Source organism: Amycolatopsis sp. lyj-90 (assembly GCF_046549035.1).
In the GTDB taxonomy this organism is placed as follows: domain Bacteria; phylum Actinomycetota; class Actinomycetes; order Mycobacteriales; family Pseudonocardiaceae; genus Amycolatopsis.
Window position 1 is genome coordinate 181,437 of the sequence record NZ_JAJPWP010000016.1, and the last position, 22,886, is coordinate 204,322.

The following is a 22,886-nucleotide window of genomic DNA, read 5'->3' on the forward strand; positions in this document are numbered from 1 at the left end:
CCGGCAGGTAAACCGACGAAGCTCGGGGAGCCGGCCTGAACGCCGAACCGGGCCCTGCTCACACTGTCTGCATATCGGCTCGACGCTGGAGCTCGTCGCGATCCCAACTGGCGGTCGCGTGAGGAATGTGGTCCGGCAACAAGTCCTCCATCCGATACAGGCGGTGCCAGCGCAGGCCGGCGACGCCGAGCGCGGTCAACACCATGCCGACGATGACGAGCAGCAGGCCCATGTCGCGGCCCTGTCCATCGCCCCACCAGGACAGTCCGATCCCGCTCGCCACGCTGTCTGCGGCGACGCCGGCGATCACGTATCCGAGTGGCTCGGTGACGTTCGCGATCATCCGGTTGAACGCCACGACTCGGCCCTGCAACTCGGGACCGACCTTGGCCTGGATCAGCGTGAGCCAGTGACCGTTGATCATCGCGAGGGAGAACGTCACACAGAGCATGCCGCAGGTGACGAAAACGACGCTCGGACGAAGGCCGGCGACCGTCATGCCCACACCGGTCAGCAACACGAAACCCACCATTCCGGTCGCGCGTCGGGCGAACCCGCCCCACAACGCGAGGGCGAGACCGGCCGCGACGCCACCTGCCGCCCCGACCATGGTGACCGTGCCCAGCGCGGAGGGCGTCGCGAAGGACAACGTCATCGTGGGCAGAAGTGCGAGCCCCACGCCCAGCAAGAAGTTGTAGCCGAGGAAGAACACCACCATCGCGCGCATGGGCGGCCTGCGGAAGATATAGCGTGCCCCTCCCGCGATCTCCTCCCACACCGTCTCCTCACGCTTGCGGAACATCAGGTCCGGGAAGCGGATCAAGCACAGGATCCCGAGCGACAGCACAATGGTGCCGATGTCCAGCGCCAGCAGGCCCGTGAGGCCGAGTGGCACGAGAAGCGCCCCGCCCAACAGCGGGCCCACGACCTGAGACACTGCTACGAGAGCCTGAGACATGCCGTTGACCCGTGACAGGTATCGCTTGGGCACCAGTTGAGCAGTGGCCGCGATGAAGGCCGGTTGGCTGAACGCGGTACCGACCGAGCCGAGCGCGGCGGCCACGCCTATATGCCACAAGCGCAGCTCACCCGCCAGCAGCGCTCCCAGGCACAGCACCGACCCAAGCAAGGCCGCGACGTCACCGACGACCATGACCAACCGCCGGTTCCACCGGTCTGCCGCGGCGCCCGCGATGGGGAGTACCAGCAGGCCAGGCAGTACCGAGCACACCAAAGTGGTCGCGAAGTCGGACACGCTGCCCGTGCGCAGGAACAGCCAGACTCCGAGGGCGAACGCCACCGCTCGGGTCCCGATCATCGACACCGCCTGGGCGAAGGAGACCGCTGCGAACGCGCGCAGCCTCCCGCCCGTGGTGATCCGTCGGCCAACCACGCCTTCTCGCGTCGGAGCGTCGGCGAAGTCGCCGTCGGGAACAGATCCCTCGCGGTCGGTGAGCCGGCTCTCGCACCAGCGTGTGAGAAGCCTTGCGAGAATCTCGGCTTGGTCACGCTGGAAGAAGTGCCCGGCGTCCCGGATCACCACTGAGCCGGTGGCCAGACCGTAATCGTCCCACTCACGGTGGCGTTCCTCGTGGAACTCCGTGATGCGATCCCATTCGCCCGCTATGCACAGCGCAGGCAGCGGGGCACTTCCTGGTGTGGGCATGGTGCCGGGAAACTCTCCGCTGTAGTATTTCTCGGCTTCACGCGAGTCGTGCCTCACCGCCCGGAGAACGAAGGCGAGGTCGTCGGGCCCGAGTTCCTCGGCCATGCCCCCGATTCCGCGGAGTGTGTCGCGATAGAGACGGTCCGACGTCCATCTGTCGCTCGGCAGCACTCGGGCGAGGAGTTCGAAGAATCTGCCGGGAAGTCGCGGCGCGGGCAAAGCACCACCGACGGCAACGCCGAGCACGTCCGTGCCCTCCGAAACCAGGCGGTGCGCGACGGCGACGGCGACGGCGGCGCCGAGACAGTGTCCATAGACCACCACCGGACCGGTGACGTCGGCGCGCACCTCGCGGACAACGGCATCGACCAGGTCGGGGAACGGAATCAGTGGCTGATCAGCTGCCCCGAGGTCGTGACCGGGAAGTGAGACCGCGAGCATGTCGATCTCCTCGGGAAGCGCGGCGGCGAGCTCGCGATAGGTCGAAGCGTTCCCCCCGCCGAACGGAACAGCGACGACCGTGGTGTCCGGTGGCGACCCGGCAGGGCGATCCCTCAGCCGCACCAGCAGCCCGTCGTCCGCGTCGCCGCGCAGCACCTCGGCCAGCGACCTGATGGTGGGCCGCTGGAACACCGTCACCACGCGCAGGCCGGGCACGTCGCGTGCCATCCGCATGGCGGTGAACGAATCGCCGCCCAGATCGAAGAAGTCGTCGTCGATACCGACGCCATCGAGACCCAGCAGGTCGCACCACATGTCGGCCAACCGGCGTTCGGTGTCGTCGCGCGGTGCGACCACGGAGGAAGCCGCGCTGCTCGCAGGGGCCGGGAGCGCGCTTTCATCGAGCTTTCCGTTGGGAGTGAAGGGCAAGCGGGTGAGCGGAACGAACGCCGACGGCACCAGATGGCTCGCGAGCGTGGACCGCGCGAACGAGGAGAGGCCCGAGCCGTCGCCTGCCGGTACCCAGTAAGCGACCAGCCTCGCCCGGCCGTCTGGCCCGGGTCTCGCGACGACCGCGGCCTCGGCGACCGCGGAGTGCCGGAGCAGCGCCGCTTCGACGTGGCCAGGTTCGACGCGGTAACCACGGATCTTCACCTGCCTGTCAGTCCGCCCGAGGTACTCCACGGCACCGTCCACGCCGATGCGAGCCAGGTCACCTGACTTGTAGGCACGCAATCCTGCTGTCCACGGGTGCTCGATGAACCGTCCCGCGTCGTCCTCGCTGGAGGTGTATCCGCGTGCGACGCTCGCACCGGAGATGAGCAGTTCGCCAGGGGTCCCGAGCGGGACCGGCCGCAAGGCCGAGTCCACCACGTCGACTCGTGCGTGGGGCAACGGCTTGCCAAGCGGCACGGTGTCGCCGACGGGATCTTCGGCTCGGTGCGCCAGCACCGACACAGTGGTTTCAGTCGGTCCGTAGTTGTTCCAGACGGTACAACCGACGTCCGTTTCCTGGACTGAGCGCACCAAGTCGGGAGGACAAGGCTCTCCCGCGAGCACCAGGTGCCGGCGCGGCAGAACGTCCGCGAGGACACCCGCTTCGCGCATGGCTTTGAGGTGACTCGGCACGAGCTTCACGAAGTCGACCGGATGCGTGCGCAGGAGTGATGCGAGAGAGACGGGATCTGTCGCGTCCTCGTAGGGCACGACGATGAGGGTGCCGCCGGTTCCCAGGGCACAGAGGACGTTGGTCAGCCCGAGATCGGCGGCGAAGGTCGACAGCGTCGCGTAACAGAGACCATCGCGCAGACCGAACAGCCGGAGGAACGACGACAGGTAGGCGGCGACGTGACCATGTTCCACGACGACGCCTTTGGGACGGCCGGTCGACCCCGACGTGAACATCACGTACATCACGTCGTCGGCGCGCACGTCTGCTTCGAACGGAGTGTCGTCGAGCGAGTTCCAGTCGATGTCGTCGAGCACAATGGCCGGTAGATCAGGCCGGTCCGGCACCTCGTCATGGGTGACGAACGACGTGGCCCCGGCCTCGGCGAGCACGGCCGCCGTGTGCGCGACGGGATGCATCGGGTCAAGCGGTACGTACGCCGCACCGGACTTGACGACTCCGAGCATCGCGACGATCAGGTCTGTCGACCGGTCCAGCAGTAGCCCGATCCGGCTGTTCCTCCTCACTCCCTTGTCTCGCAGATGCCGAGCGAGTGCGCCGGCCCGGCGATCAAGGTCCGCGTAGGTCAGGGCTGTGCCGCGACAGCGGACAGCCACTTGGTCGGGACGGTCGTGCACCGCGCTCTGAAACCGTTGGTGAAGCAGGGGCGCCGGTCCGGCGGCGGGTGGGATTCGAGGCTCGAACACACGGTCACGTGCTGGCGCTGGAGGTAACGCTGTCACCGGGCCGTCGATGTCGGTGACCATCGCGGCAAGCGTCTCGGCGAAGTGTTCAGCGATCCGCTCCGCGACGGAGGCGTCCACGACGTCGGCGGCGTGCACGATCTCGCACTCGAAACCGGAGCCGTTGTCCAGGACTGTGCACGTGAGATCGAGTTTGGCCCCGCCCACCGGTACCGGTAGAACGTCCGCACGCAGTTCGGAGCCCGTTTCGGGTGCACGATCGCCGTGGAATGTGAAGAGAACCTGCACCAGCGGAGGTGCGGACGGATCACGGTCGGGCCGCAGCGCCTGTACCAGGGTATCGAAGGGCACGAGGTGATCGCGGGCGTCCGCGGCCGCGTCCGCGTTGGCCGCGACGAGTTCGCGGATGGTGCCCTCGCGACTTTGCGCGAGTCGCAACACGAGAGTGTCTATGTGGCAACCGATCCGGGAGTCAGTCTCCGGAGAGTCCCGTGTAGACACCGCGGTTCCCAGGACCACGTCATCGGTTCCCCCGTGCCTGCCCAGAACGTGCGAGAAGGCTGTGACCAGCAATGCGAACGGGGTCGTGCCCAGCACGGCAGCCGCGTGACGCACCGCGTCCGCTTCGAGTCGCTGAACCACCCGCCCGGCGGCAGTACTCCTCGACTCAGTGCGCGGCCGTGGGCCGCTCAGCTCGAGAATGGCAGGAGCACCCGCAAGGAGATGGCGCCAGTAAGGCAGCCTGCCTTCGAGGTCGATCTGTACCGGTTCTTCGGCCAAGGGCACATCGGGAAGGGAAAGCCCACGGTAGGCGGCGAAGAACTCATCGAGCAGAATCTCGTTGGACCGTGCGTCCGAGACGATGTGGTGGATCGAGAACTGCAGGATTGCTTGATCGGCATGCTCTCGCAACAGCTGTACCCGGACCGGCAGTTCTTGTGCGAGGTCGAACTTCCGCGGCGTCAGGTCAGGCCACGCCGCGACGACGTGGAACGGCGTCTCCGGCGCGGGATCGATCAACGTGCGCGGCTCACCGTTCACTGTCGGAAAGCGTGTGCGGAGTTCCGTATGCCTGTCCAGGAGCACCGCGACAGCTTGCCGCACCCGGTCGGTGTCCAGCGCCCCGCGCACTCGGATCCGACGTATCAGCACGTAGGAGGTGTCTTCAGGATCGAGCTCCTGCAGGAAGTGCAGCCTGCGCTGGACTGCTGTCACCGCCGATCGCCGCGTCGGAGCGGTACTCGCGGCCGGGGGGCCGATCGCGACCTGCGCCAACGAGCGCGGCGTGGGGTGGCTGAGCAACGTGCGGAACCCGAGCTCCGCACCCAGCTCGCTCCTCACACGGGCGATCAGGAGTTGCGCTGCGAGGGAGTCCCCGCCCGCGACGAAGAAGTCGGTGGTGGCATCGACGGGTACCGCCAATATCTCCTTCCACAAGGCGATGAAGATCGCCTCTTTCCGCCCCCGCGGCGTGGACGACTCATCGTTCACGCCGCTTTTCGCCGGCTGCCGTGCGAGCAGGGCGGCCCGATCCGGTTTTCCGTTGGGCAGACGCGGAATCCCGTCAGGCAAGACCGTCACACGAGAGGGTATGGCCGCTGCCGGGAGACTCTCCAGCAACGCCATCCGCAAGGCCGCTACGTCGAGACTCGGCTCCGCCTGGACGAAAGCAATGAGCCGTTGCCGCCCTTCAGTGTCCCGTTCTCCGAGCACGAACGCGTCGTGCACATGCTTACGCAGCGCGGCCGCCACCTCGGCCGGATGCGTGCGTACACCGTTGATCTTGACCTCGTCGTCCACACGGCCCTGGACCACCAGCATGCCGTCCTCGGTGAAACGACCACGGTCGCCGGTGCGGTAGGCGGTGCGTCCATCCGGCATCGTCATGAAGCGCTCAGCGGTCAGATCCGGACGGTCCAGGTAGCCCAAGGCACAATGTGCGCTGACGAGCACCACCTCGCCATCGTCCAGCCGCGCCTCGGTCTCGGCAAGTACGGGCCGTCCCGCCGGCAGGACGCCGTCCGGGGCGCTGCCAGGTGCGAGAACGTGGTGGAACTTCGGCAGCGCGGTTTCCGTCGTGCCGTAGAAGTTCACCAGCCGACCGAGTGCGGGGAACAACCGCGGTAATGCGCGGACCAGTTCGCCGGTGACCGGTTCACCGGCGAGGTACAGCGACCGCACCGAGGTACACGGGCCGTCCGCGTGGCGCAGCCAAGATCGCACCAAAGACGGCACCGCGTTGAGCGCGGAGATCTCCTTTTCGGCAATCCATCGCGGTCCGGGCACCTCGCCGACGCCGGGTATTACCACTGTCGCGCCGACGCGCAGTGGCTGGAAAAGATCACGTATCAGAACATCGAATCCGAGACCGGTGACAGATCCATGTCGTTCCCCCGAGCCGGGGAAAGTGGCGGAAAAGAAGTCCAGATATGCCACGAGTGCTGATCGTGAACCGAGAACAGGTTTCGGTCGTCCAGTCGAGCCCGAGGTGGCGAAAACGTACGCGGCGTCCGAAGGCAAGTCGCGCGACCGGGCCGCGGGATGATTTCGCACACCCTCGGCTGTGATCGTGGTGTGGGGATCGATCAAGGCGCGCAGCGAAGCAATCCGGCCAGGAGGGCCTGCCGGGTCCAGCGGAACCACGACGCCGCCGCATTCGAGCACCGCGAGCGCGTCCACCGCGAACCCCAGGCTTTTGGGTCGTTGCACCGCGACGAGCCTGCCTGGTCCCGCGACGCCGGCGAGTTGCTCGGTCCGTGTGCGAACGCGATCACTCAAATCCCTGTAGGTCACGAGTGTCGCGCCGTCTTTTAACGCAATCGAATCTGGCCGACCGGCAAGAAGCATCGACAGAAGTTCCGTTTGCATTTATGGATTTTTACCTTTTCTGAGACCTCGCTGACCGACCGTGAAATACTCGTGCTGGTCTATGGCATTTGGCAATTGATTATGGGTATCGATGGGTATCGGTTCATGAACTCTGCCCAGAAGTCCACGAGTGTTTCCACCTGGCGATCAGTCACGCCGTTCGTTCGGCAGGCGCTCCCAGCGCTTTGCGGATGAACGCCGAGGCGACTGTGAGTGCGTCATGGGCTTCTTCGAGGATCGTGGCGAAGCTGACAAAGACGTGTGGCACGTCGGGGGTGATCTCGAGCGTGACGTGAACACCGGCGGCCGCGGCGCGGGTGGCGAGGCGGGTCGCGTCGTCGAGCAAGATCTCATTGCCGCCTGCTTGGATCAGCAGTGGCGCGAGGCCCGTGAGGTCTGCGAAGACGGGGCTGGCGAGCGGGTGCGCAGGGTCGCTGTCGCCAACGTAGTCCTGGGCGCGTCGGCGCAGGCCTTCGACGGTGACCGAGGGATCCGAAGTGGTGTTGGTGGTGGCAGATTCGCCACTGACGGTGAGATCGGCCCAGGGGGAGGCTGCATACACGGCCGCCGGCTGAGGAAGGTCCGTGGCCTTGATCGCCACCGCGGTCGTGATCGCGAGTCCTGCGCCCGCTGACTCGCCTGCGAACACGATTCGTTCCGCCGGGGTGCCCTGCTCGAGAAGTGCCCGGTAGGCCGTGACGGCTTCGTCGACCGGTGCGGGGAACGACGCCTCGGGTGCCAGGGAGTAATCGACCGAGATCGCCGTCGTTCCTGTGCGTCGCGCGAGCTCGGCGGTGAGACCGGCGGCCTGGCGGGCGCTGCCGATGGCGTACGCGCCGCCGTGAAAGTAGAGCAGTGTCCCGTTCGAGCTGTCTGAGCCGGCAGTGAGGGACATCACGGGGATGCCGCCGAGTTCGCCATCGGCGGTGGTGACGTCGTCGGGAAGCGGGAAATGACTCATCATCTCGGCGAAGATCGCTCGTTGCCGCTCGACGTCGCCGCCGAGGTCGAGGGGGCCGTCGCGGAGCATGGCGTCCAGTACGGCGCGTTGCTGCTGGCTCATGATGTCACTGCTTTCCTGAAGGGATTCGTACTTTGCTGTGGCCGTAGCGGTGAAGGCGGTCCGCGAAGCAGCGGGCCATCGAGGTCAGAGGGCGGGGTAATCGGTGTACCCGCGGTGGTCGCCCCCGTAGAAGGTGGCCGGGTCGGGAGCGTTGTAGGGCCCGCCTAGGGCAAGTCGCCGGGGGAGGTCGGGGTTCGCCAAGAAGAGCGCTCCGAAAGCGATCAGATCAGCGGAGCCTTCGGCCACCAGATCGATCGCATCGGGTCCGGTCGGGTCCGGGTAGGTCATCGGGTTGAGGACGAACGTGCCTGGCCATGCCTTGCGCAGGGTTGTGTCGACGGTGGGCAACGGGCTGCCGATCACGTGCAGGTAGGCCAGATCGTGGCGGGCGAGGCGGGTGACCAGTTCGGTGTAGGTCGCTGTCACGTCGTCGATGTCGGTCTCGGCGATGTCGTTGAAGGGGTTGCCGGGTGAGAGCCGGATGCCGACGCGGTCCGCGCCGACTTCGGCGACGACCGCGTCGGTGACCTCGGCGGCGAGACGGGCGCGGCCTGCGGGACTGCCGCCCCAAGCGTCGGTGCGCTGGTTGGTGTTGGGAGCGAGAAACTGGTGGAGCAGGTATCCGTTGGCGCTGTGGAGCTCGACGCCGTCGAACCCGGCCGCGATGGCGTTGCGGGCAGCCGCGGCGAAGTCGGCGATGGTCGCCCGGATCGCATCGTCGTCGAGCTCGCGAGGAGTGACGTAGTCCTGCGGACCCTCGACGGTATAGACCTGACCTGCGGCGGGGACCGGCGAGGGAGCGACAGGGGCGAGCCGATCGGCGGTGAGGCTGGGATGCCCGATCCGGCCGGTGTGCATGAGCTGGGCGAAGATGGTTCCGCCTGCTGCGTGGACCGCGTTGGTGACGTCCTTCCAGGCCTTGACCTGCTCATCTGTGTGCAATCCCGGGGTGTTCGGGTAACCCTGGCCGATGGCCGAGGGCTGAATACCCTCGGTGACGATCAGACCGGCGGAGGCGCGCTGGGCATAGTAGGTCGCGGTGAGGCCGGTGACCGTGCCGCCCGGGCCGTAGGCGCGCGAGCGGGTCATGGGTGCCATGACGACGCGATTGGGCAGCCGGCGTCCGGCCAGGTAGATGGGATCGAAAACAGTGGTCATCGTGGACGTCCTTTCCCGCGAGATGCGGTGATGAGGCTCTGAGGGCGGACAGCCGGGCGACGGTCTTGTCGGGGAGCCGCCCCGAGGGACGCTCCACGACCTCGCCGCTTCGAATTCAAAGCATGCCAGATGCTTCGATATCGAAGCAAGTTGCCGGCCCCGTGACATGCCTTACATTGCTTCGAGTTCGTAGCAAATGGGTCTCGGGATGGCCCGAGGGAGGTCGCCTCTGTCCTTGGCGGTGTTTCACTTCGCCCTGAACGGCCGGAGGCCTTCGAGTGGTCGATGTAGTCAGGATCGAATCAGGACTCGACGCCGTCCCGGGCGTACATGTGATCGGCGCTTCGGTCGGTTGGGTGCCGGGCGATGTGGAGTGGTGCGGCCTTACGGCGCACTTTTGCGACGGCGGGGCGCGGCCGAGCGGGGCGGCGTCGAGCGCATGTGGTCGCGCACTGGCGTCAGCAAGCCGGCCAAGGCCTGGACGTCGTCACTTGAGAGTGGCTCGAACAGCAGGCCGCTGACCACTTCGATGTGCCCAGGCAACACCTTCCTGAGCAGTGCGCGTCCGATGTCGGTGATCGTGACCGTGGTGCTGCGTTCGTCCTCCGGCGAGGGAGAGCGCGTGACCAGGCCCGCCTTCTCCAGAAGGCCTGCCTGATAGGTCAACCCGCTGCGGCTGTAGACGACGCCGTCGGCCAGATCTGTCATGCGGTGGCTGCCCGTCGGCGAGTCGCCGAGCCGGGCAAGCAGCTGGAACTGCACGTAGCTGAGTTCGCCGGCTTCGCGCAGCTGCTGCTCGACGGCATGGCGGAGCAGGCTGGTCACCTCGATGAGGTCGAAGTAGGTGCCGAGCTGCACGGGGTCGAGCGACGGCGGCGAGTCAGGCATGGCCGCAGTCTACTGCTTTGAATTCAAAGTGTGTGGCGATCGAGGGTGACGCAGGGGTGCGGGGGCATCTGTCGTCCGGCTCGGCGCGCGCGGTCCATGATCCGTGCGGCCGGTGACCCGCCTCACTTGCTTTGAAGTTGAAGCAGGTGTTAGCGTCGGGCGAGTTGCTTCGAATTCAAATTAAATTCCTTGTGCTGAAGGCGAGAGGTCCGATGAAAGCAGTGCGTTTTCACGAGTACGGCGACCCCGGTGTCCTGCGATACGAAGATGTCGACCTGCCGGCTCCCGGTGCCGGACAGGTCCGGATCCGGGTCGTCGCGACGTCCTTCAACTCCGTCGACGGCACCATTCGTGGCGGCTTCATGCAGGGGGCCATCCCGGTGGAGTTGCCGCACACTCCCGGCCTGGACGTCGCGGGCACGGTCGACGCTGTGGGCGAGGGAGTGGACGGCTTCGAAGGCGGGGACGATGTCATCGGTTTCCTTCCGATGGACGAGAATGGGGCCGCCGCGGAGTACGTCCTCGCGCCGGCCGACGTCCTGGCATCGGCGCCCGAGAACGTCCTGTTGACGGACGCCGCGTCGTTGCCGGTGGTGGGTCTGACCGCGTGGCAGGCGCTGTTCGAACATGCCGAGTTGACGACTGGGCAACGTGTGCTGATCAACGGCGCCGGCGGAGCGGTCGGCGGCTACGCGGTACAGCTGGCCAAGAGCGCCGGTGCCTACGTGATCGCCACAGTCAGCCCGCGCAGTCGTGACGCGGTCATCTCCGCCGGCGCCGATGAGGTCGTCGACCACACCGCCACCGCGGTGACCGCGGTGGTGACCGAGCCGGTCGATGTCGTGCTCAACCTCGCCCCGGTCACCCCGGAGCAGCTGGCCGCGTTGGTCACGCTGGCCCGTTCCGGAGGGGTCGTAGTGAACACGACGGTGTGGATGCCCGCCCCCAGCGACGAAGAGCGCGGCGTTCGCGGCATCGACCTGTTCGTCCGTAGTGATGCGGGCCAGTTGGCTGAGCTGGTCGCGCGGGTCGACAGCGGTGAGTTGCGCGTCGACGTCGCCGAGAGGGTGCCGTTGGCCGACCTGGCGGCGCTGCACGCTCGGGCCGCCGAGGGTGCGGTGCATGGGAAGGTCGTAGTCATCCCATCCGCCTGACCCTGCGAGAACAGAGCTAGGCGCTCCTGCGGAAGCGGATCATCCGCGCCGTTGAACCCGCCCAGTCGATTCGGGGCTCGTCGCGGACCGTCACATCGAAGGGTGTCATACCGCCAAGCTGGTGAACTGCGGTTAGGCTCCGCGAAGGTTGCCGGCGCATGGGAGCGCCGCTCTATTCGGTGAAAGGCTGTGTGGATGGCTCAGAAGGTTAGTGTCGAGATTGTCGACGATCTCGACGGCGGCGAAGCGACCCAGACGGTGCCCTTCGGGCTCGACGGCGTGCAATACGAGATCGACCTTTCGGATGAGAACGCTCAGGCGCTGCGCGACGAGTTCGAGCGATACGTCGCAGCGGGCACCCGCACCGGCGGCCGCAAGCTCCGGGTTGCGGTCGGCCAGTCGACGGCGCCTGGAAGCAGTCGCGTCACGACAGCCTCTGATCGTGAGCGCAACCAGCAGGTGCGTGCTTGGGCGTCGGAGAACGGGTACGCGATCGCTGAACGCGGACGGATCCCGAACGAGATCTATGAGGCATTCGACGCTGGCGAGGCGCAGGTCGACGCCGTTGAACCGGAGCCGGTGGAAGAAGCTCCCGCAAAGCCGGCGCGCAAGCGTGCTCCTCGTAAGAAGAAGGACGAGAGCTGACACGGATCAGCCGCGCGGGAGCGTGAAAGCTCCGCGCGCCCGGTATACGTGTCCCTCCGGCTGAACCTTCTCTGCAAACACGTGGCCGGCCGGGTCGGCGGGAACCTGTCCGCCGACCCGGCTCAGCTTGTCGCCGTCTTCCTTGCCGTCGTAGGCATCTCACTGGAGAAGCTCGCGCAACTCGGGGCGCGTGGCCTGGGTATGGGATCAGTCGATTTCACTGTCGGTGCTGTCCGAGAAACAAGCGGAAGCTCTGTTCCGCGTCGTCGACGGCAGGATTTCACGGCGGGTAAGCAATCGAGGTTCAGTGCCCGGATCCCACGGGAAGCGGCCCTTGGTGAATACAGGGAAATCGCTTGGCCAGTTGGTCGCCGAAGGTGGATCACTGGAGGGGCTTTTCGTTGTTTCGCAGCCTATTCGAGCTCGGCGCCTGTCTTGTCCGGTATCCGGCGCGCAACGATCAGCTGCTGGATCTGATCCTCGGTGTCACCTGCGATCTTCTCGCTGAGGCTGGAGGTCACACGGCCAGGCCCTGTGCGCAGCACGGACTACTGGAACAGTCGCCGACCGTGCGAACCTGCGGGAGATGACACGGCCGGGTACAGCCTCCTGTACCCGGGATTCGGGTATCAGCAGGATCGAAGTCCCACTCGGGTGATGGTTTTCTCTTCACATCGCTTCAACATCGTTCGAGAGGACCCTCAGCCGCTATGAAAACTCCACCGTCCAACACCGCGCGTCGGCCGGCCGGCGCAGCTCTTCACGGGCGTCCCGGCGGCTCGGCTCTCGGGAATGTCATCCGACGCAGTCCGCTGATTACCTTCTTCGTGCTTGCCTTCGGGTTCAGTTGGGCATTGTGGACTCCCTACATCCTGTCGAATCATGGCCTGGGGATCTGGGACTATGTCTTCCCGGGTGGACCAATGGGGAGCCAACTGCTCGGGGTGCTCCCCGGCGCATACTGTGGTCCGATCGGCGCGGCGCTGCTCGTCACCGCGATCGCCGACGGCCGCCCTGGACTGCGGGTCTGGCGCAAGCGTATGACCAACTTCCGCGTGCGTTGGTACTGGTACCTGGTGGTGATTCTCGCGGTTCCGACGGTGTTGATTCTCGCCACGACGGTCCTGTCGGGAGTGACGCCTGTGCTGCCTCCGGTCGCGGTACTGATGGTGTTCCTGCCTGGTCTGTTGCTTCAGGTGATCACCACCGGCCTTGCGGAAGAGCCTGGGTGGCGCGAGTTCGCTATGCCGCGGATGCAGGAGCGGTTCAGCCCGGTGGTCGCCACGTTCATCGTCGGCCTCCTGTGGGGCCTGTGGCATATGCCCCTCTACCTCACCGAGTGGGGCGGTAAAACGGACACCCTCTTGAAGCCGCTGGAGTTCTTGATCACCGTGATCGCCTTCAGCTATGTGATGACCTGGGTGTTCAACCTGAGCGGTGAGAGCATGCCGCTGATCATGTTGCTGCACGCGAGCATCAACAACTTTATCTCGATGATCTGGAGCTCCGTGTTCCCGACCGTCTCGCCTGAATATGGCTTTCACGTGTTTCTGGCGGGTTCCTTGGTGTGTGGCGCCATCGTTCTCATCGCCACACGTGGCCGCCTTGGGCGCCCGCGAGCGCCCCTGACAAAGGTCTGACACCCAGACTGTCCTTCAAGATCTTCACCAGGCATCCCAGTCGGCCGCAGTGCGTTTGTCAGCACTGCGGCCGACTGCTGTATCGGCCGCCGCTGGGATAGCCGGCTGTGTCAACAGTTCGGCGGGTTGGACTTCGGCGAACGGCAGTGTTCAGGTGTCTGGGAGCTTCGCGCCGGCGGCACAGCTTGCCGCAGGTGACTGGAAAGATCACTGACTTGCCCCTGGCGACCGACATCGGCAGCGACTGATCTGCCCACGCGGTCGACCTCAGAGGTCAGGACCGTGCCCGGCGATGAAGAGGTCGCCGGCCTTTGTGTGAAGAGAGGCAGGAGAGCGGTCCTAGAAGGAGTCGAGTTCACGCTTTTCTCTCTGCCTGCACCCGACCGGCGGAAACCCACAGCCCACCCGATCACGGTGGACCGCCGCGAGCATGAGGACGACCGCCAGGTCTGGGAAATAGGTCGAGTCGGAATCTTCCGTCAAGGGACTCTGGACCTGGGCGAGCTGGGTCGGCTCTCCGCCGCCGCGGCGGCGTCAAGCGGTTGACTGGCGCTTCGAGCGTTGCGGAGTGGGATGAGGGCACTTCGGATAGCCGGTCGGCCGGAGGGCACGGCCGACGTTCCGAACATCGCCCTGGCACCTGACGACATGCCGAATCTTCATGAGATCCTCCCCGACCGGCCTGTGTTTCTCCCTCCTCTCGCGTTCAGGAACTGGATGGTTTCGTTTGGCGTGACCAACGCTACGTGGCCAAAGCATGCAACGAAAACCGGACCGCCTAGGCGATGGTAACGCCTGGGCGGCCCGGTTTTTCCTTCTGTGGAGGCAGAATCGATCCGTCTGAGTGTTCGCCGACATCGGCGATACGCAAGATCAGTCGGCACATCAGCGTTCCAGCGTGGCCTCAACTCTTGCCATGAAGGGCAGCGATCCTCGATTCACCGGCGAATATACGGTCCTGGCGCGGCTTAGGCCGGACGGTGTGGAAGCGATTCGAGCACGGTTCGGAAATCAGGCGCAGAACGCTTTGTCTACCGCGGCCAACACGGCTTTACCTTGGGTTTCCCCATCTCCGAAAGTGCCAGGCAACGCGGTCACTGCGAGCCCCACCGAGCGGCCGTCGTCTGTGGCGCCACCCCGCGTCTCGTAGCCGGGGATGTCACCGCCGTGTCCCCAATAGACTCCGCCGCAGCTCAGTGGAATACTGAAGAGCCCCAGGCCATAGCGCGACCCGGGGAACAACGGTGCGTCGACAGTCCTGCGCATTTCGGCTAGCTGCGCGGGTGGCAAGAGTTCTCCATCGACCAGCGACCTGGCGAACTTGGCCAGGTCGCCGGGGGTGGAGTTCAACTGCCCCGCGGCCCAACCCCAAGACGGATCCATCTCGGTCGCGTCGATCACTTTCCTCGTTACCGCGTCCCCGATCACATAGCCCTGAGCGTGGGGCATACGGATGGTCTGGTCACCCGCTGGAGGCCAGTACGTCTTCTGCAGACCGATCCTGTCGATGACGCGCTGCTTGAGCTGTTCCTGCACCGGGCGCCCGGTCAGCCTCTCGATCATCAGTCCCGCGATCACGTAGTTCGTGTTGCTGTAGTTCCACGAAGTGCCGGGAGCGAAGTCTGCGGGATGTTCGAAAGCGATGGCGAGCAGATCATGCGGCTGGAAGAACTTGTGCTGAATATCCTCGAACTTCCGCAGCCCGACGTGTGGCTCGTAGTCGGGGATTCCGCTGGTGTGCTGTAGCAGATGCCTTACGGTGATGGCGTTGGCGTCGATTCCTTTGCCCCGGACGACGCCGGGAAGGTACCTCTCGATCGAGGTGTCGAGGTCTACCCTGCCCTCGGCGACCAGCTGCAGGACGACCACCGAGACGAACGGCTTGGTGCTGCTGGCCGCACGGACGTATCCGTCTCGCGGGACCGGGATCTGGCGGTCGATACTCGACGTGCCCGCCACGAGGTTCGCTGTGCGGCCATTCTTGGTCACCGAGATGAGTGCGGCCGGGAAACGCTGCTCCTTGACGAGAGAATCAATGCTTGCTTGAACATTGGATTTCCGCGCGGTCGCGGTCGCGGAATCGGCCGCGGTGTTCATGCCGACGCTGAGTAGACCTACCAGTGCCAGCACGCCGGCACCGCGTACCGGCCGGCGAATACTTTTCTTCACAGAGGTCTTCCGGCGCCCGGCGAACAGCGCGATGCCGAAGGTGAAGGTGAGCACACCGAATGTGATGCTGACGAGGAAGCTCATGCCGGCAGCGGAGGCGGTCGCGTTGGCCACGGTGCTGAGGGCCAGCAGTGACCAGAGTGGAACGCGGCTATTGGATCGAGAGGCATTCGGATCGCTTATCATACTGAGAAAACTAGGTCTTTCCACAAGAATCTCGATCCCTCCTGTACCCGGCCTCCGGGTACAGGAGGCTGTACCCGGTAGGTCCGTATCATCGATCACGTCGGTGTCCACAGGCGCCCAGCAGAGTGTTCCGGGCGCGCGATGAACATTCGGGCAAGTTCTCTGGCCGGAAAAACCTTCCGTTCTTCGGTGAGTGTTCTTAAAATCGGTGATCGGCATAGTCGCGAAAGCGGGTAACTCGATGATCGGCGCTGATGAGGTCAAGCTCGCGTCGGCTGAGACGCGACCGGGCGCGCGTACACTGATCGACATAGTGCGAAGTCGGGCACTCGAGCAGCCAGACCGGACGGCTTACCGCCATCTCCGTGACGGCACGTCAGTGAGTGTTTCTTCTTTGTCATATCATTCCTTGTGGCGCCGGATTCTCGCTGTTTCCGCCCAGGTCCGATCCTCGTGCCCGGCAGCGGCCCGAGTCGCCCTCGCGGTCCGACCGGGATTGGACTACGTGGCGGGACTGCTCGGTATCATGCATGCGGGGGCGACCGTCGTGCCCACCTTTCCGCCATCGGGAAAGCGGACTGCGGATCGACTGTCGTCCATTCTGTTCGATTGTGCTCCGCACGCGATCATGGTCGACAGGGGCCAGGATGACGCCGTACTGCCGGAGAGACTCCTCATCCTCGAGATCAGCGATGCCGAAAGTGGCGAAGACCCGGGATTCACTCCCGCAGAACCGGCGTTGCTGCAGTACACCTCAGGTTCGACAGCGGCCCCGAAGGGGGTCGTGCTTACGCACGCCAACTTGATGAGCAACTGCGCCGCGCTGACGGCCCACATCGGCGAAGAGCCCGATCGGATCGGCTTGACCTGGCTCCCGCCGTATCACGACATGGGATTGATCGGCACTCTGCTGTTCGCGGCGTACGGCGGCTGGCCACTGGTGATGATGGATCCCGAGCACTTCATGCAAGCTCCTGTGCGATGGTTACGGGCGATCGACGACTTCGATGTGACGATCACGGTGGCACCGGCGTTCGCGTTGGAGTTATGTACGGAGACCATCTCGGTCGAGGAATCGGCCGAACTCGGTCTGCATACGCTACGGCAATTGTTCTGTGGCTCCGAGCCGATTCATCCGAAGGTTCTGAGCCGCTTCCTGGCCCGGTTCGGCGCTCTGGGTCTTGCCCCTACGTCGTTGATCCCCTGTTACGGCCTCGCCGAAGCGACCCTCTTCGTCAGCGGCAAGCGGGCGGGCGAAGAGGTTCACGTGGACGACAGCAACGTCAGCTGTGGTATCCCGGCGGCAGGACACGAGGTAGTCATAGCCGATCCCGATACCGGGAAGCTCTGCCCGGACGGGGAAGCCGGAGAGATCCATGTTCGGGGACCGAACGTCGCCGCCGGGTACTTCGGCGATCCTCAGGCGTCGGAGTTCACCTTTGGGGCGGGGCCCGGGTCAGATGCGTTGCGCACCGGTGACCTCGGATACCTCCGCCAGGGCGAACTGTTCGTCACAGGTAGGATCAGCGGCCTGATCGTGATCGCCGGACGCAATATTCACCCCCAAGACGTCGAAGCGACGGTGAACGCCTGTCACCCAGCGGTGTTCCGCTCAGTGGCGTTCGGTATCCCGGTCGGGACCGGCGAGGAACTCGTGATCGTCGTCGAACGTCGTGTCACCAGGAATCTGGACGAGGCAGGAGAAGCGATCATCAGGGCCATCGTGTCGGCACACGGCGTGAGACCGAAAGTGGTCGATTTCGTGCCGATCGGTCGTATCCCGCGTACGACGAGTGGAAAACTGCGCAGGTTCGAAGCCCGGCGCAGGCACTTGGCAGGGCTTCGATGAGAGCACTTCACATAGTCGCTTGTGCGACAGTAGGCGTCTCCACCCTGGGGGCGGCCGCCGCGGTGATGTTCTCGGCGTACTACGGACTGAGCTTCAACGATGTTTCGCTGTTCGTAGTGATGTACCTGATTACCTCGTTCGGCGTGGAAGGTGGACTACACCGGTACTTCACGCACAGGGCCTTCACCGGCGGGCCGGTGGTCACCGTCCTCACCGGGATCGCGGGGAGCATGGCCGCTCAAGGCCCCATTCTCTTCTGGGTCTCCGTGCATCGCCGCCATCACGCCTATACCGACCGCGAGGGTGACCCGCACTCGCCCCGGCCCGTCGGCAGCGGTCCGCTCAGCCGGCTGAAAGGCTTCTGGCACGGACATATGGGATGGCTGTTCACGGTGGACCCGGCTTCGTGGCATTGGCACCGGCTCGTACCGGAGCTCCTGCGTGACCGGACCGTCGTCCGGCTGAACCGGCTGTATCCGCTATGGGTCCTCCTCGGATTGGTGATACCCGCAGCCGCGGGCATGGCGCTCGAAGGCAGCGTCCACGGGGCGGTAGGCGGTCTGCTGTGGGGTGGGTTCGCACGGATGTTCGTCCTGCACCATGTCACCTGGTCGGTCAATTCCCTGGGTCACCTCTTCGGTGACCGCCCGCACCGCACACGCGATCGCAGTCATAACATCGCGTCGCTGGCGACGATCACGGTCGGGGGCTCCTGGCACAACAATCACCATGCCAGGCCCTCGCTGGCGCACAACCGGCAAGGCTTCTGGCAGTTCGACCCCACCGGTGCGATCATCCACCTGCTCGACCGTGCCGGTCTCATCCACGACGTGCGCTATCCCGCGCGTCGAGTAGCGAAAGGATCGGCACGATGACGACCCACGAACGTGGCGTCGTCCGGCTGGACCCGCACAGCTTGAGAATAAAACGCTTCTCCGCGTTGACTACGATGATCCTGCCGACGCTGGGCACCGGCATGGCGGTGTACCTCCTCGCCACCGGCCGGTTCACGGCGCTGGACATCTGGCTGTTCGTCGGCATGTACTGCGTCCACATCGCCGGAGTCACGATCGGGCTGCACCGCTATGTCACACATCGGTCGTTCAAGACGTCGCGCTGGATGCAGGACGTACTCATGGCCGCCGGTGGGATGGCAGCGCAAGGACCGCTGCTGTTCTGGGTGGCCACCCACCGGCGCCATCACCGGTTCGCGGACCACGAAGGCGATCCGCACTCGCCGAATCTGCACGGCGTCGGGTGGCGCATGCGTTTGCGTGGGCTCTGGTATGCCCATATGCCATGGATGTTGAGCGAGGAGTCCACACGATGGTCCGTGTCCGCCCCCGACGTCCTGCGTGATCGCCGCTTGGTGGCGCACCACCGCCTCTATCCCTGCTGGGTGTTGCTCGGCATCGCACTGCCGGCGTTGCTTGGTTTCGCCGTCGGGAAGTCCTTGTGGGCGGCTTTCACCGGACTTGTCTTCGGCGGGCTCACTCGCATCTTCGCGGCCAATCAGGCTTCATGGGCTGTCGGCTCCATCTGTCATGCCTTCGGCCGGAGACCGTTCAGCAACGACGACCAGAGTACGAACTCGTGGTGGGTCGCGATTCTCACGTTCGGAGAAGGGCTCCAGAACAACCATCACGCGTTCCCTCGCTCGTACCGTCACGCTGTGCGCTGGTGGGAGCCCGATCTCAGCGGCTGGATCATAGCGGTGCTGGGAAAGGCGGGTCTCGTATGGGGCTTGCGCACGCCCAGTCCCATGTCGATCGCGAAGCGTGCGGCGAAGAACAAGAATTCCGGAAAGGACTAGGCATGTTCCGACGCCGCACGAAAGTCATTGATACGCCGGTGACCGCGAAGCACCTCCAAGACTGGCTGACCGGGCAACTCGCCGCGCATCTCGATATCCCGGCATCGGAGGTCGACCCGGACAAGGACTTCGAGTCCTACGGCATGGACTCCCGGGCGGGGATGCAGATCTCCGGCAGGCTGGAAAAGCTGCTGGAACGCAGGCTCTCCCCGGCGATCCTTTACGAACACCACTCGATCAACGCACTCGTCGGCCATCTGATGAACCGCGGAGACGATCATGACTGAAGCCGGTACGGTGCCTCCGGAACTGGAAGAATTCCTGGAAAAGTCCCGCAGTCTGGAGGGAAAACGGCTCACCGATTCCCTTCCCAAAGAGTACTTCGAGCCGCGGGTCTGGCGTGGCCTGTCGGGGTTTCTTCTCAGTGGTGGTGTGTACGTTTGTTCGGTGGTCGGAATCCTGCTCATTCCACAGTGGCCACTGTGGATTCCTCTGTGGCTCACGGCAGGCCTCGGAGGATGGGGACTGCACTGTATCGCGCACGACTGTGGGCACGGGTCCTTTTCCCGCTCGCGCCGGTTCAACGTGCTCATCGGCGGCGTCGCGCTGATACCACTGCTCTATCCGTTCCATGCCTGGCGTCATGTGCACAACATGCATCACGCGCACACCAACAACATCGAACTCGACACCGACTGGCGTCCTTTGCCGCCGAATCTGTACGACAGGCTTTCGTGGCTGGGAAAACTCGTCTACGCCGGAACGCGAACCTGGGCGTTCTGGGGAGGGACCATTCGCTACTGGCTGCTCTCCGGCTTCCGGCCGGGCTTCTTCCCGAAGGCGTCGATGCGCCGTGAGGTTCGGTGGTCGATCGCGTTCACCGTCGCCGTCGGAGCGGTGCACCTGGGCACACTGGTGTTCGTCGCCGGCGTGTGGGCGCTGCTGCCCGCGTTCTTCGCGCCGTGGCTGGCCATCCATCTGTGGTTCAGCGCGACGACGCTGATGCACCATAGTGCGCACGACCTGCCCTTCCTCGATTCACGGCAGTGGACCAGGAACGCGGGCAAGCTGCTGATGACGACTGACTACACCTATCCAAGGCCATTGCGCGTCCTCACCCACAACATCTCCATCCACAGCCCGCATCACGTCGCGCCGGCGATCCCTTACTACAATCTTCCGCAAGCACAGGAAGCCCTGAAACGGGCTCATCCCGGAATGATTCGGCAGCGCAGATTCACTCTCGCCGCATTCTGGGGAATTCTCAAAGACCTGCATTTACACGATGCCGAACATGGTGGCTTCTACCAGGACTTCGACCGCAGGCCGGTACCTCCGAGGAGGGTCTCGTGACCACTGTCGACAAGAGTCTCGGCCCGAGTGAGGCGTTGGGAAAGCTGTTCACGCCGGCTGGTAAACGCGAGCCATACGGTCTCTATGTGGCACTCAGGGAGCTCGGCCCGGTCGTCAAGCTCGGTGCCAAACTGGTCTTCGTGCAAGGATACGACGCGTGTGCCGCGGCGCTGCGTGAGCCCGGACTTCTCGTCACCGATGCCACCGTCCATCGCAAGACCGGAATGATCGAGCATTCGTCCTGGCAGTGCTTCGCCAAGATCATGATGTTCAACAACGGTACCGACCACGATCGCCTGAAGAACTTCTCACGCTGGGCCTATCAACCGCAGAGCATCACCGGGCTGAAGTCCATGATCGGCGCTGAGGCGAAGGCGCTGGCCGAGCGACTGGACACGGTTGAGGGCAGCACTGTCGATCTGGTCGAGGAGTTCAGTTCGCGCCTCACGCTCGCTGTCACCGGTGAACTCTACGGGATTCCCCCCTCGGACCAGATCGCGCTCCGATCGGTGATCACGGACACGACCACCGCCTTTGAACCGATCTCCGATCTGCGGGAGCTCTCGGCCGGCGACTCGGGCATGGACGTTCTGGTGGACTACATGGCGGCTCTCGCGGCCGACCGGCGCAAGAATCCACGCGACGATCTGACCACCACGATGGTGCGGGAGGCGGACGCGACCGGAACGATCTCCACCGACGAATTGGTGGCAGGTCTTGTCATGTTCTTGATCGCCGGTGTACAAAGCCCCAGCGATCTGATCGCGGGTGCGGTCAGGATGGCGCTGATCGAACCGGACCGATTCCGGGCCGCCGAGACGGAAGCGTTCGTGACCGAGGTTCTGCGCTTCGACCCTCCTAGTCAAGTCCTGACGCGGATCGCCGGCACAGACGTCACCATCGGCGAGGCACAGGTCGAGCCCGGCGCCCGGGTGATGCTGATGCTGGCTGCGGCGAACCGTGATTCGGCCAGGTTTTCCGCACCGGATGTGTTCGAGCCGAGAAGGGCACCGAACCGGCCATTGTCCTTCGGTCTGGGTATGCACTACTGCTTGGGCGCGCAGCTGGCCCGAATCGTGGCCACGTCGGGACTGGCGACGCTCACGGAGACCTATCCGTTCATGTCGCTCGCGAGCGAGCCACGGTATCGTGATCAGCTGGTCCAACGTGGTCTTGCCCGGCTGGAAGTCGACCTGCGCGGGAGTTCGCCCGGCGCCCGGCGGTGAGGGCGAAGTACCACGAGAGCAGAGTGAAGCCGTGGGTCAGTCGAGCATCAGCTCGGGTGAGTAGATCTCGAACCAGTGGTAGAGGTCGAGCAACCGGTCGAGCCCGATGCGCTGAACCGCGGTCATCTTCGTCGGGTCCAGGTCTGTCAGAGGTTCCAGAAGACCGTGTTCCATCAGCGAGAACACGGGGTTGTCCCGTTCTGTCAGTGCCTCCTTGGCCTGCTGTTGCAACGCCGCCGCGTAGCCGGGGTCCTGAGTGGACGGGTACGGGCTCTTGACCCGGTCACGCACCGAAGCGGGCAGGACGTGCTTGGTGGCGTGCCGCAGCAGGCTCTTTTCCCTGCCGTCGAAGGTCTTCAGCGACCAGGGCGTGTTGTAGACGTACTCGACGAGGCGGTGGTCGCAGAACGGCACCCGTACCTCGAGCCCGACGGCCATCGACGCCCGGTCCTTGCGGTCCAGCAAGATCCGGACGAACCGGGTCAGATGGAGATGGCAGACCGTTCTCATCCGGCTTTCGTACATGTCCTCGGAATCGAGGGTCGCCACCTGGGCGACGGCGGCGCTGTACTGGTCGGACGTGTACGTCGATATGTCGAGAACGCGACGCGTCTCTTCGGTGAGGAGTGGCGACCAGGAGCTGGTGAGATTCATCCGGTCCAACCATGGAAAGGCTCCCGAGCTCGCTGCGGATTCCGCCTGGAACCAGCGGTAGCCGCCGAAGACCTCGTCGGCCGATTCACCGGAGAGCGCCACCGTCGATTCCTGGCGGATCGCCTTGAACAGCAGGTACAGCGAGGTGTCGAAGTCGCCGAGCCCGGCCGGGATGTCCCGCGCGGTCAGCACCTTGCGGCGCACCTCCGGGTCGCTGAGCTCGGCCGGGTTGAGCACGACG

The 22,886-nt window shown here is 64.9% G+C and carries 15 protein-coding genes; 9 read left to right on the plus strand and 6 right to left on the minus strand.

Annotated features, from left to right (window positions below; genetic code table 11):
- Positions 1-58 precede the first annotated feature (58 nt).
- From ACLJPX_RS42480 to ACLJPX_RS42495, 4 genes are all read right to left on the minus strand, one after another.
- Positions 59-6,847, minus strand: coding sequence for an amino acid adenylation domain-containing protein (locus ACLJPX_RS42480; protein ID WP_410605822.1), 6,789 nt, complete (start codon positions 6,845-6,847; stop codon positions 59-61).
- A gap of 151 nt (positions 6,848-6,998) precedes the next feature.
- The gene (locus ACLJPX_RS42485) at positions 6,999-7,910 is read right to left on the minus strand and encodes an alpha/beta hydrolase (RefSeq protein WP_410605823.1); all 912 of its coding nucleotides are present in this window, start codon (positions 7,908-7,910) and stop codon (positions 6,999-7,001) included.
- Positions 7,911-7,994: 84 nt separating this feature from the next.
- Entirely contained in the window at positions 7,995-9,068 is a 1,074-nt protein-coding gene (locus ACLJPX_RS42490) for an alkene reductase (protein WP_410605824.1), read from the minus strand.
- 384 nt (positions 9,069-9,452) lie between these two features.
- Positions 9,453-9,956 (minus strand): MarR family winged helix-turn-helix transcriptional regulator, encoded by a 504-nt coding sequence (locus ACLJPX_RS42495; RefSeq protein WP_410605825.1) that lies wholly within the window; start codon positions 9,954-9,956, stop codon positions 9,453-9,455.
- 212 nt (positions 9,957-10,168) lie between these two features.
- Between ACLJPX_RS42495 and ACLJPX_RS42500 the strand changes: the two genes are divergently transcribed.
- The 3 genes from ACLJPX_RS42500 (at position 10,169) to ACLJPX_RS42510 (ending at position 13,395) form a co-directional block, all read left to right on the plus strand.
- Positions 10,169-11,110: an NADP-dependent oxidoreductase gene (locus tag ACLJPX_RS42500; protein ID WP_410605826.1), complete on the plus strand. Its 942-nt coding sequence runs from the start codon at positions 10,169-10,171 to the stop codon at positions 11,108-11,110.
- 195 nt (positions 11,111-11,305) lie between these two features.
- A complete protein-coding gene (locus ACLJPX_RS42505; protein WP_410605827.1) occupies positions 11,306-11,755 on the plus strand; it encodes a histone-like nucleoid-structuring protein Lsr2 in 450 nt (149 codons plus the stop codon).
- A 710-nt stretch (positions 11,756-12,465) separates the two neighbouring features.
- Positions 12,466-13,395 (plus strand): type II CAAX prenyl endopeptidase Rce1 family protein, encoded by a 930-nt coding sequence (locus ACLJPX_RS42510; RefSeq protein WP_410605828.1) that lies wholly within the window; start codon positions 12,466-12,468, stop codon positions 13,393-13,395.
- Between the two features lie 1,011 nt (positions 13,396-14,406).
- Here ACLJPX_RS42510 and ACLJPX_RS42515 read toward each other — a convergent pair.
- Positions 14,407-15,678, minus strand: coding sequence for a serine hydrolase domain-containing protein (locus ACLJPX_RS42515; RefSeq protein ID WP_410605829.1), 1,272 nt, complete (start codon positions 15,676-15,678; stop codon positions 14,407-14,409).
- Between the two features lie 313 nt (positions 15,679-15,991).
- On the opposite strand from ACLJPX_RS42515, the gene ACLJPX_RS42520 reads away from it, so the two are divergent.
- The 6 genes from ACLJPX_RS42520 (at position 15,992) to ACLJPX_RS42545 (ending at position 21,991) form a co-directional block, all read left to right on the plus strand.
- Entirely contained in the window at positions 15,992-17,599 is a 1,608-nt protein-coding gene (locus ACLJPX_RS42520; protein ID WP_410605842.1) for a fatty acyl-AMP ligase, read from the plus strand.
- A 65-nt stretch (positions 17,600-17,664) separates the two neighbouring features.
- Positions 17,665-18,474, plus strand: coding sequence for an acyl-CoA desaturase (locus tag ACLJPX_RS42525; protein WP_410605830.1), 810 nt, complete (start codon positions 17,665-17,667; stop codon positions 18,472-18,474).
- Complete coding sequence (locus ACLJPX_RS42530) at positions 18,471-19,412, plus strand: acyl-CoA desaturase (RefSeq protein ID WP_410605831.1); 942 nt, start codon at positions 18,471-18,473, stop codon at positions 19,410-19,412. The genes ACLJPX_RS42525 and ACLJPX_RS42530 overlap by 4 nt, the downstream gene beginning before the upstream one ends.
- 38 nt (positions 19,413-19,450) lie before the next feature.
- Positions 19,451-19,699, plus strand: a complete 249-nt coding sequence (locus tag ACLJPX_RS42535) for an acyl carrier protein (protein ID WP_410605832.1) — start codon at positions 19,451-19,453, stop codon at positions 19,697-19,699.
- Positions 19,692-20,765 (plus strand): fatty acid desaturase, encoded by a 1,074-nt coding sequence (locus tag ACLJPX_RS42540; RefSeq protein ID WP_410605833.1) that lies wholly within the window; start codon positions 19,692-19,694, stop codon positions 20,763-20,765. The genes ACLJPX_RS42535 and ACLJPX_RS42540 overlap by 8 nt, the downstream gene beginning before the upstream one ends.
- Complete coding sequence (locus ACLJPX_RS42545) at positions 20,762-21,991, plus strand: cytochrome P450 (RefSeq protein ID WP_410605834.1); 1,230 nt, start codon at positions 20,762-20,764, stop codon at positions 21,989-21,991. Before ACLJPX_RS42540 ends, ACLJPX_RS42545 begins: the two co-directional genes overlap by 4 nt.
- Positions 21,992-22,027: 36 nt before the next feature.
- Here ACLJPX_RS42545 and ACLJPX_RS42550 read toward each other — a convergent pair.
- Positions 22,028-22,886 (minus strand): asparagine synthase-related protein (locus ACLJPX_RS42550; RefSeq protein WP_410605835.1); only part of this gene is annotated, 859 nt, incomplete at its 5' end.

What these genes read in the sequence shown, in the direction of transcription:
- ACLJPX_RS42480 (WP_410605822.1), bottom strand. Translation starts at nt 6,847, where the DNA reads ATGCAAACGGAACTTCTGTCGATGCTTCTTGCCGGTCGGCCAGATTCG.
- ACLJPX_RS42485 (WP_410605823.1), bottom strand. Translation starts at nt 7,910, where the DNA reads ATGAGCCAGCAGCAACGCGCCGTACTGGACGCCATGCTCCGCGACGGC.
- ACLJPX_RS42490 (WP_410605824.1), bottom strand. Translation starts at nt 9,068, where the DNA reads ATGACCACTGTTTTCGATCCCATCTACCTGGCCGGACGCCGGCTGCCC.
- ACLJPX_RS42495 (WP_410605825.1), bottom strand. Translation starts at nt 9,956, where the DNA reads ATGCCTGACTCGCCGCCGTCGCTCGACCCCGTGCAGCTCGGCACCTAC.
- ACLJPX_RS42500 (WP_410605826.1), top strand. Translation starts at nt 10,169, where the DNA reads ATGAAAGCAGTGCGTTTTCACGAGTACGGCGACCCCGGTGTCCTGCGA.
- ACLJPX_RS42505 (WP_410605827.1), top strand. Translation starts at nt 11,306, where the DNA reads ATGGCTCAGAAGGTTAGTGTCGAGATTGTCGACGATCTCGACGGCGGC.
- ACLJPX_RS42510 (WP_410605828.1), top strand. Translation starts at nt 12,466, where the DNA reads ATGAAAACTCCACCGTCCAACACCGCGCGTCGGCCGGCCGGCGCAGCT.
- ACLJPX_RS42520 (WP_410605842.1), top strand. Translation starts at nt 15,992, where the DNA reads ATGATCGGCGCTGATGAGGTCAAGCTCGCGTCGGCTGAGACGCGACCG.
- ACLJPX_RS42525 (WP_410605830.1), top strand. Translation starts at nt 17,665, where the DNA reads ATGTTCTCGGCGTACTACGGACTGAGCTTCAACGATGTTTCGCTGTTC.
- ACLJPX_RS42530 (WP_410605831.1), top strand. Translation starts at nt 18,471, where the DNA reads ATGACGACCCACGAACGTGGCGTCGTCCGGCTGGACCCGCACAGCTTG.
- ACLJPX_RS42540 (WP_410605833.1), top strand. Translation starts at nt 19,692, where the DNA reads ATGACTGAAGCCGGTACGGTGCCTCCGGAACTGGAAGAATTCCTGGAA.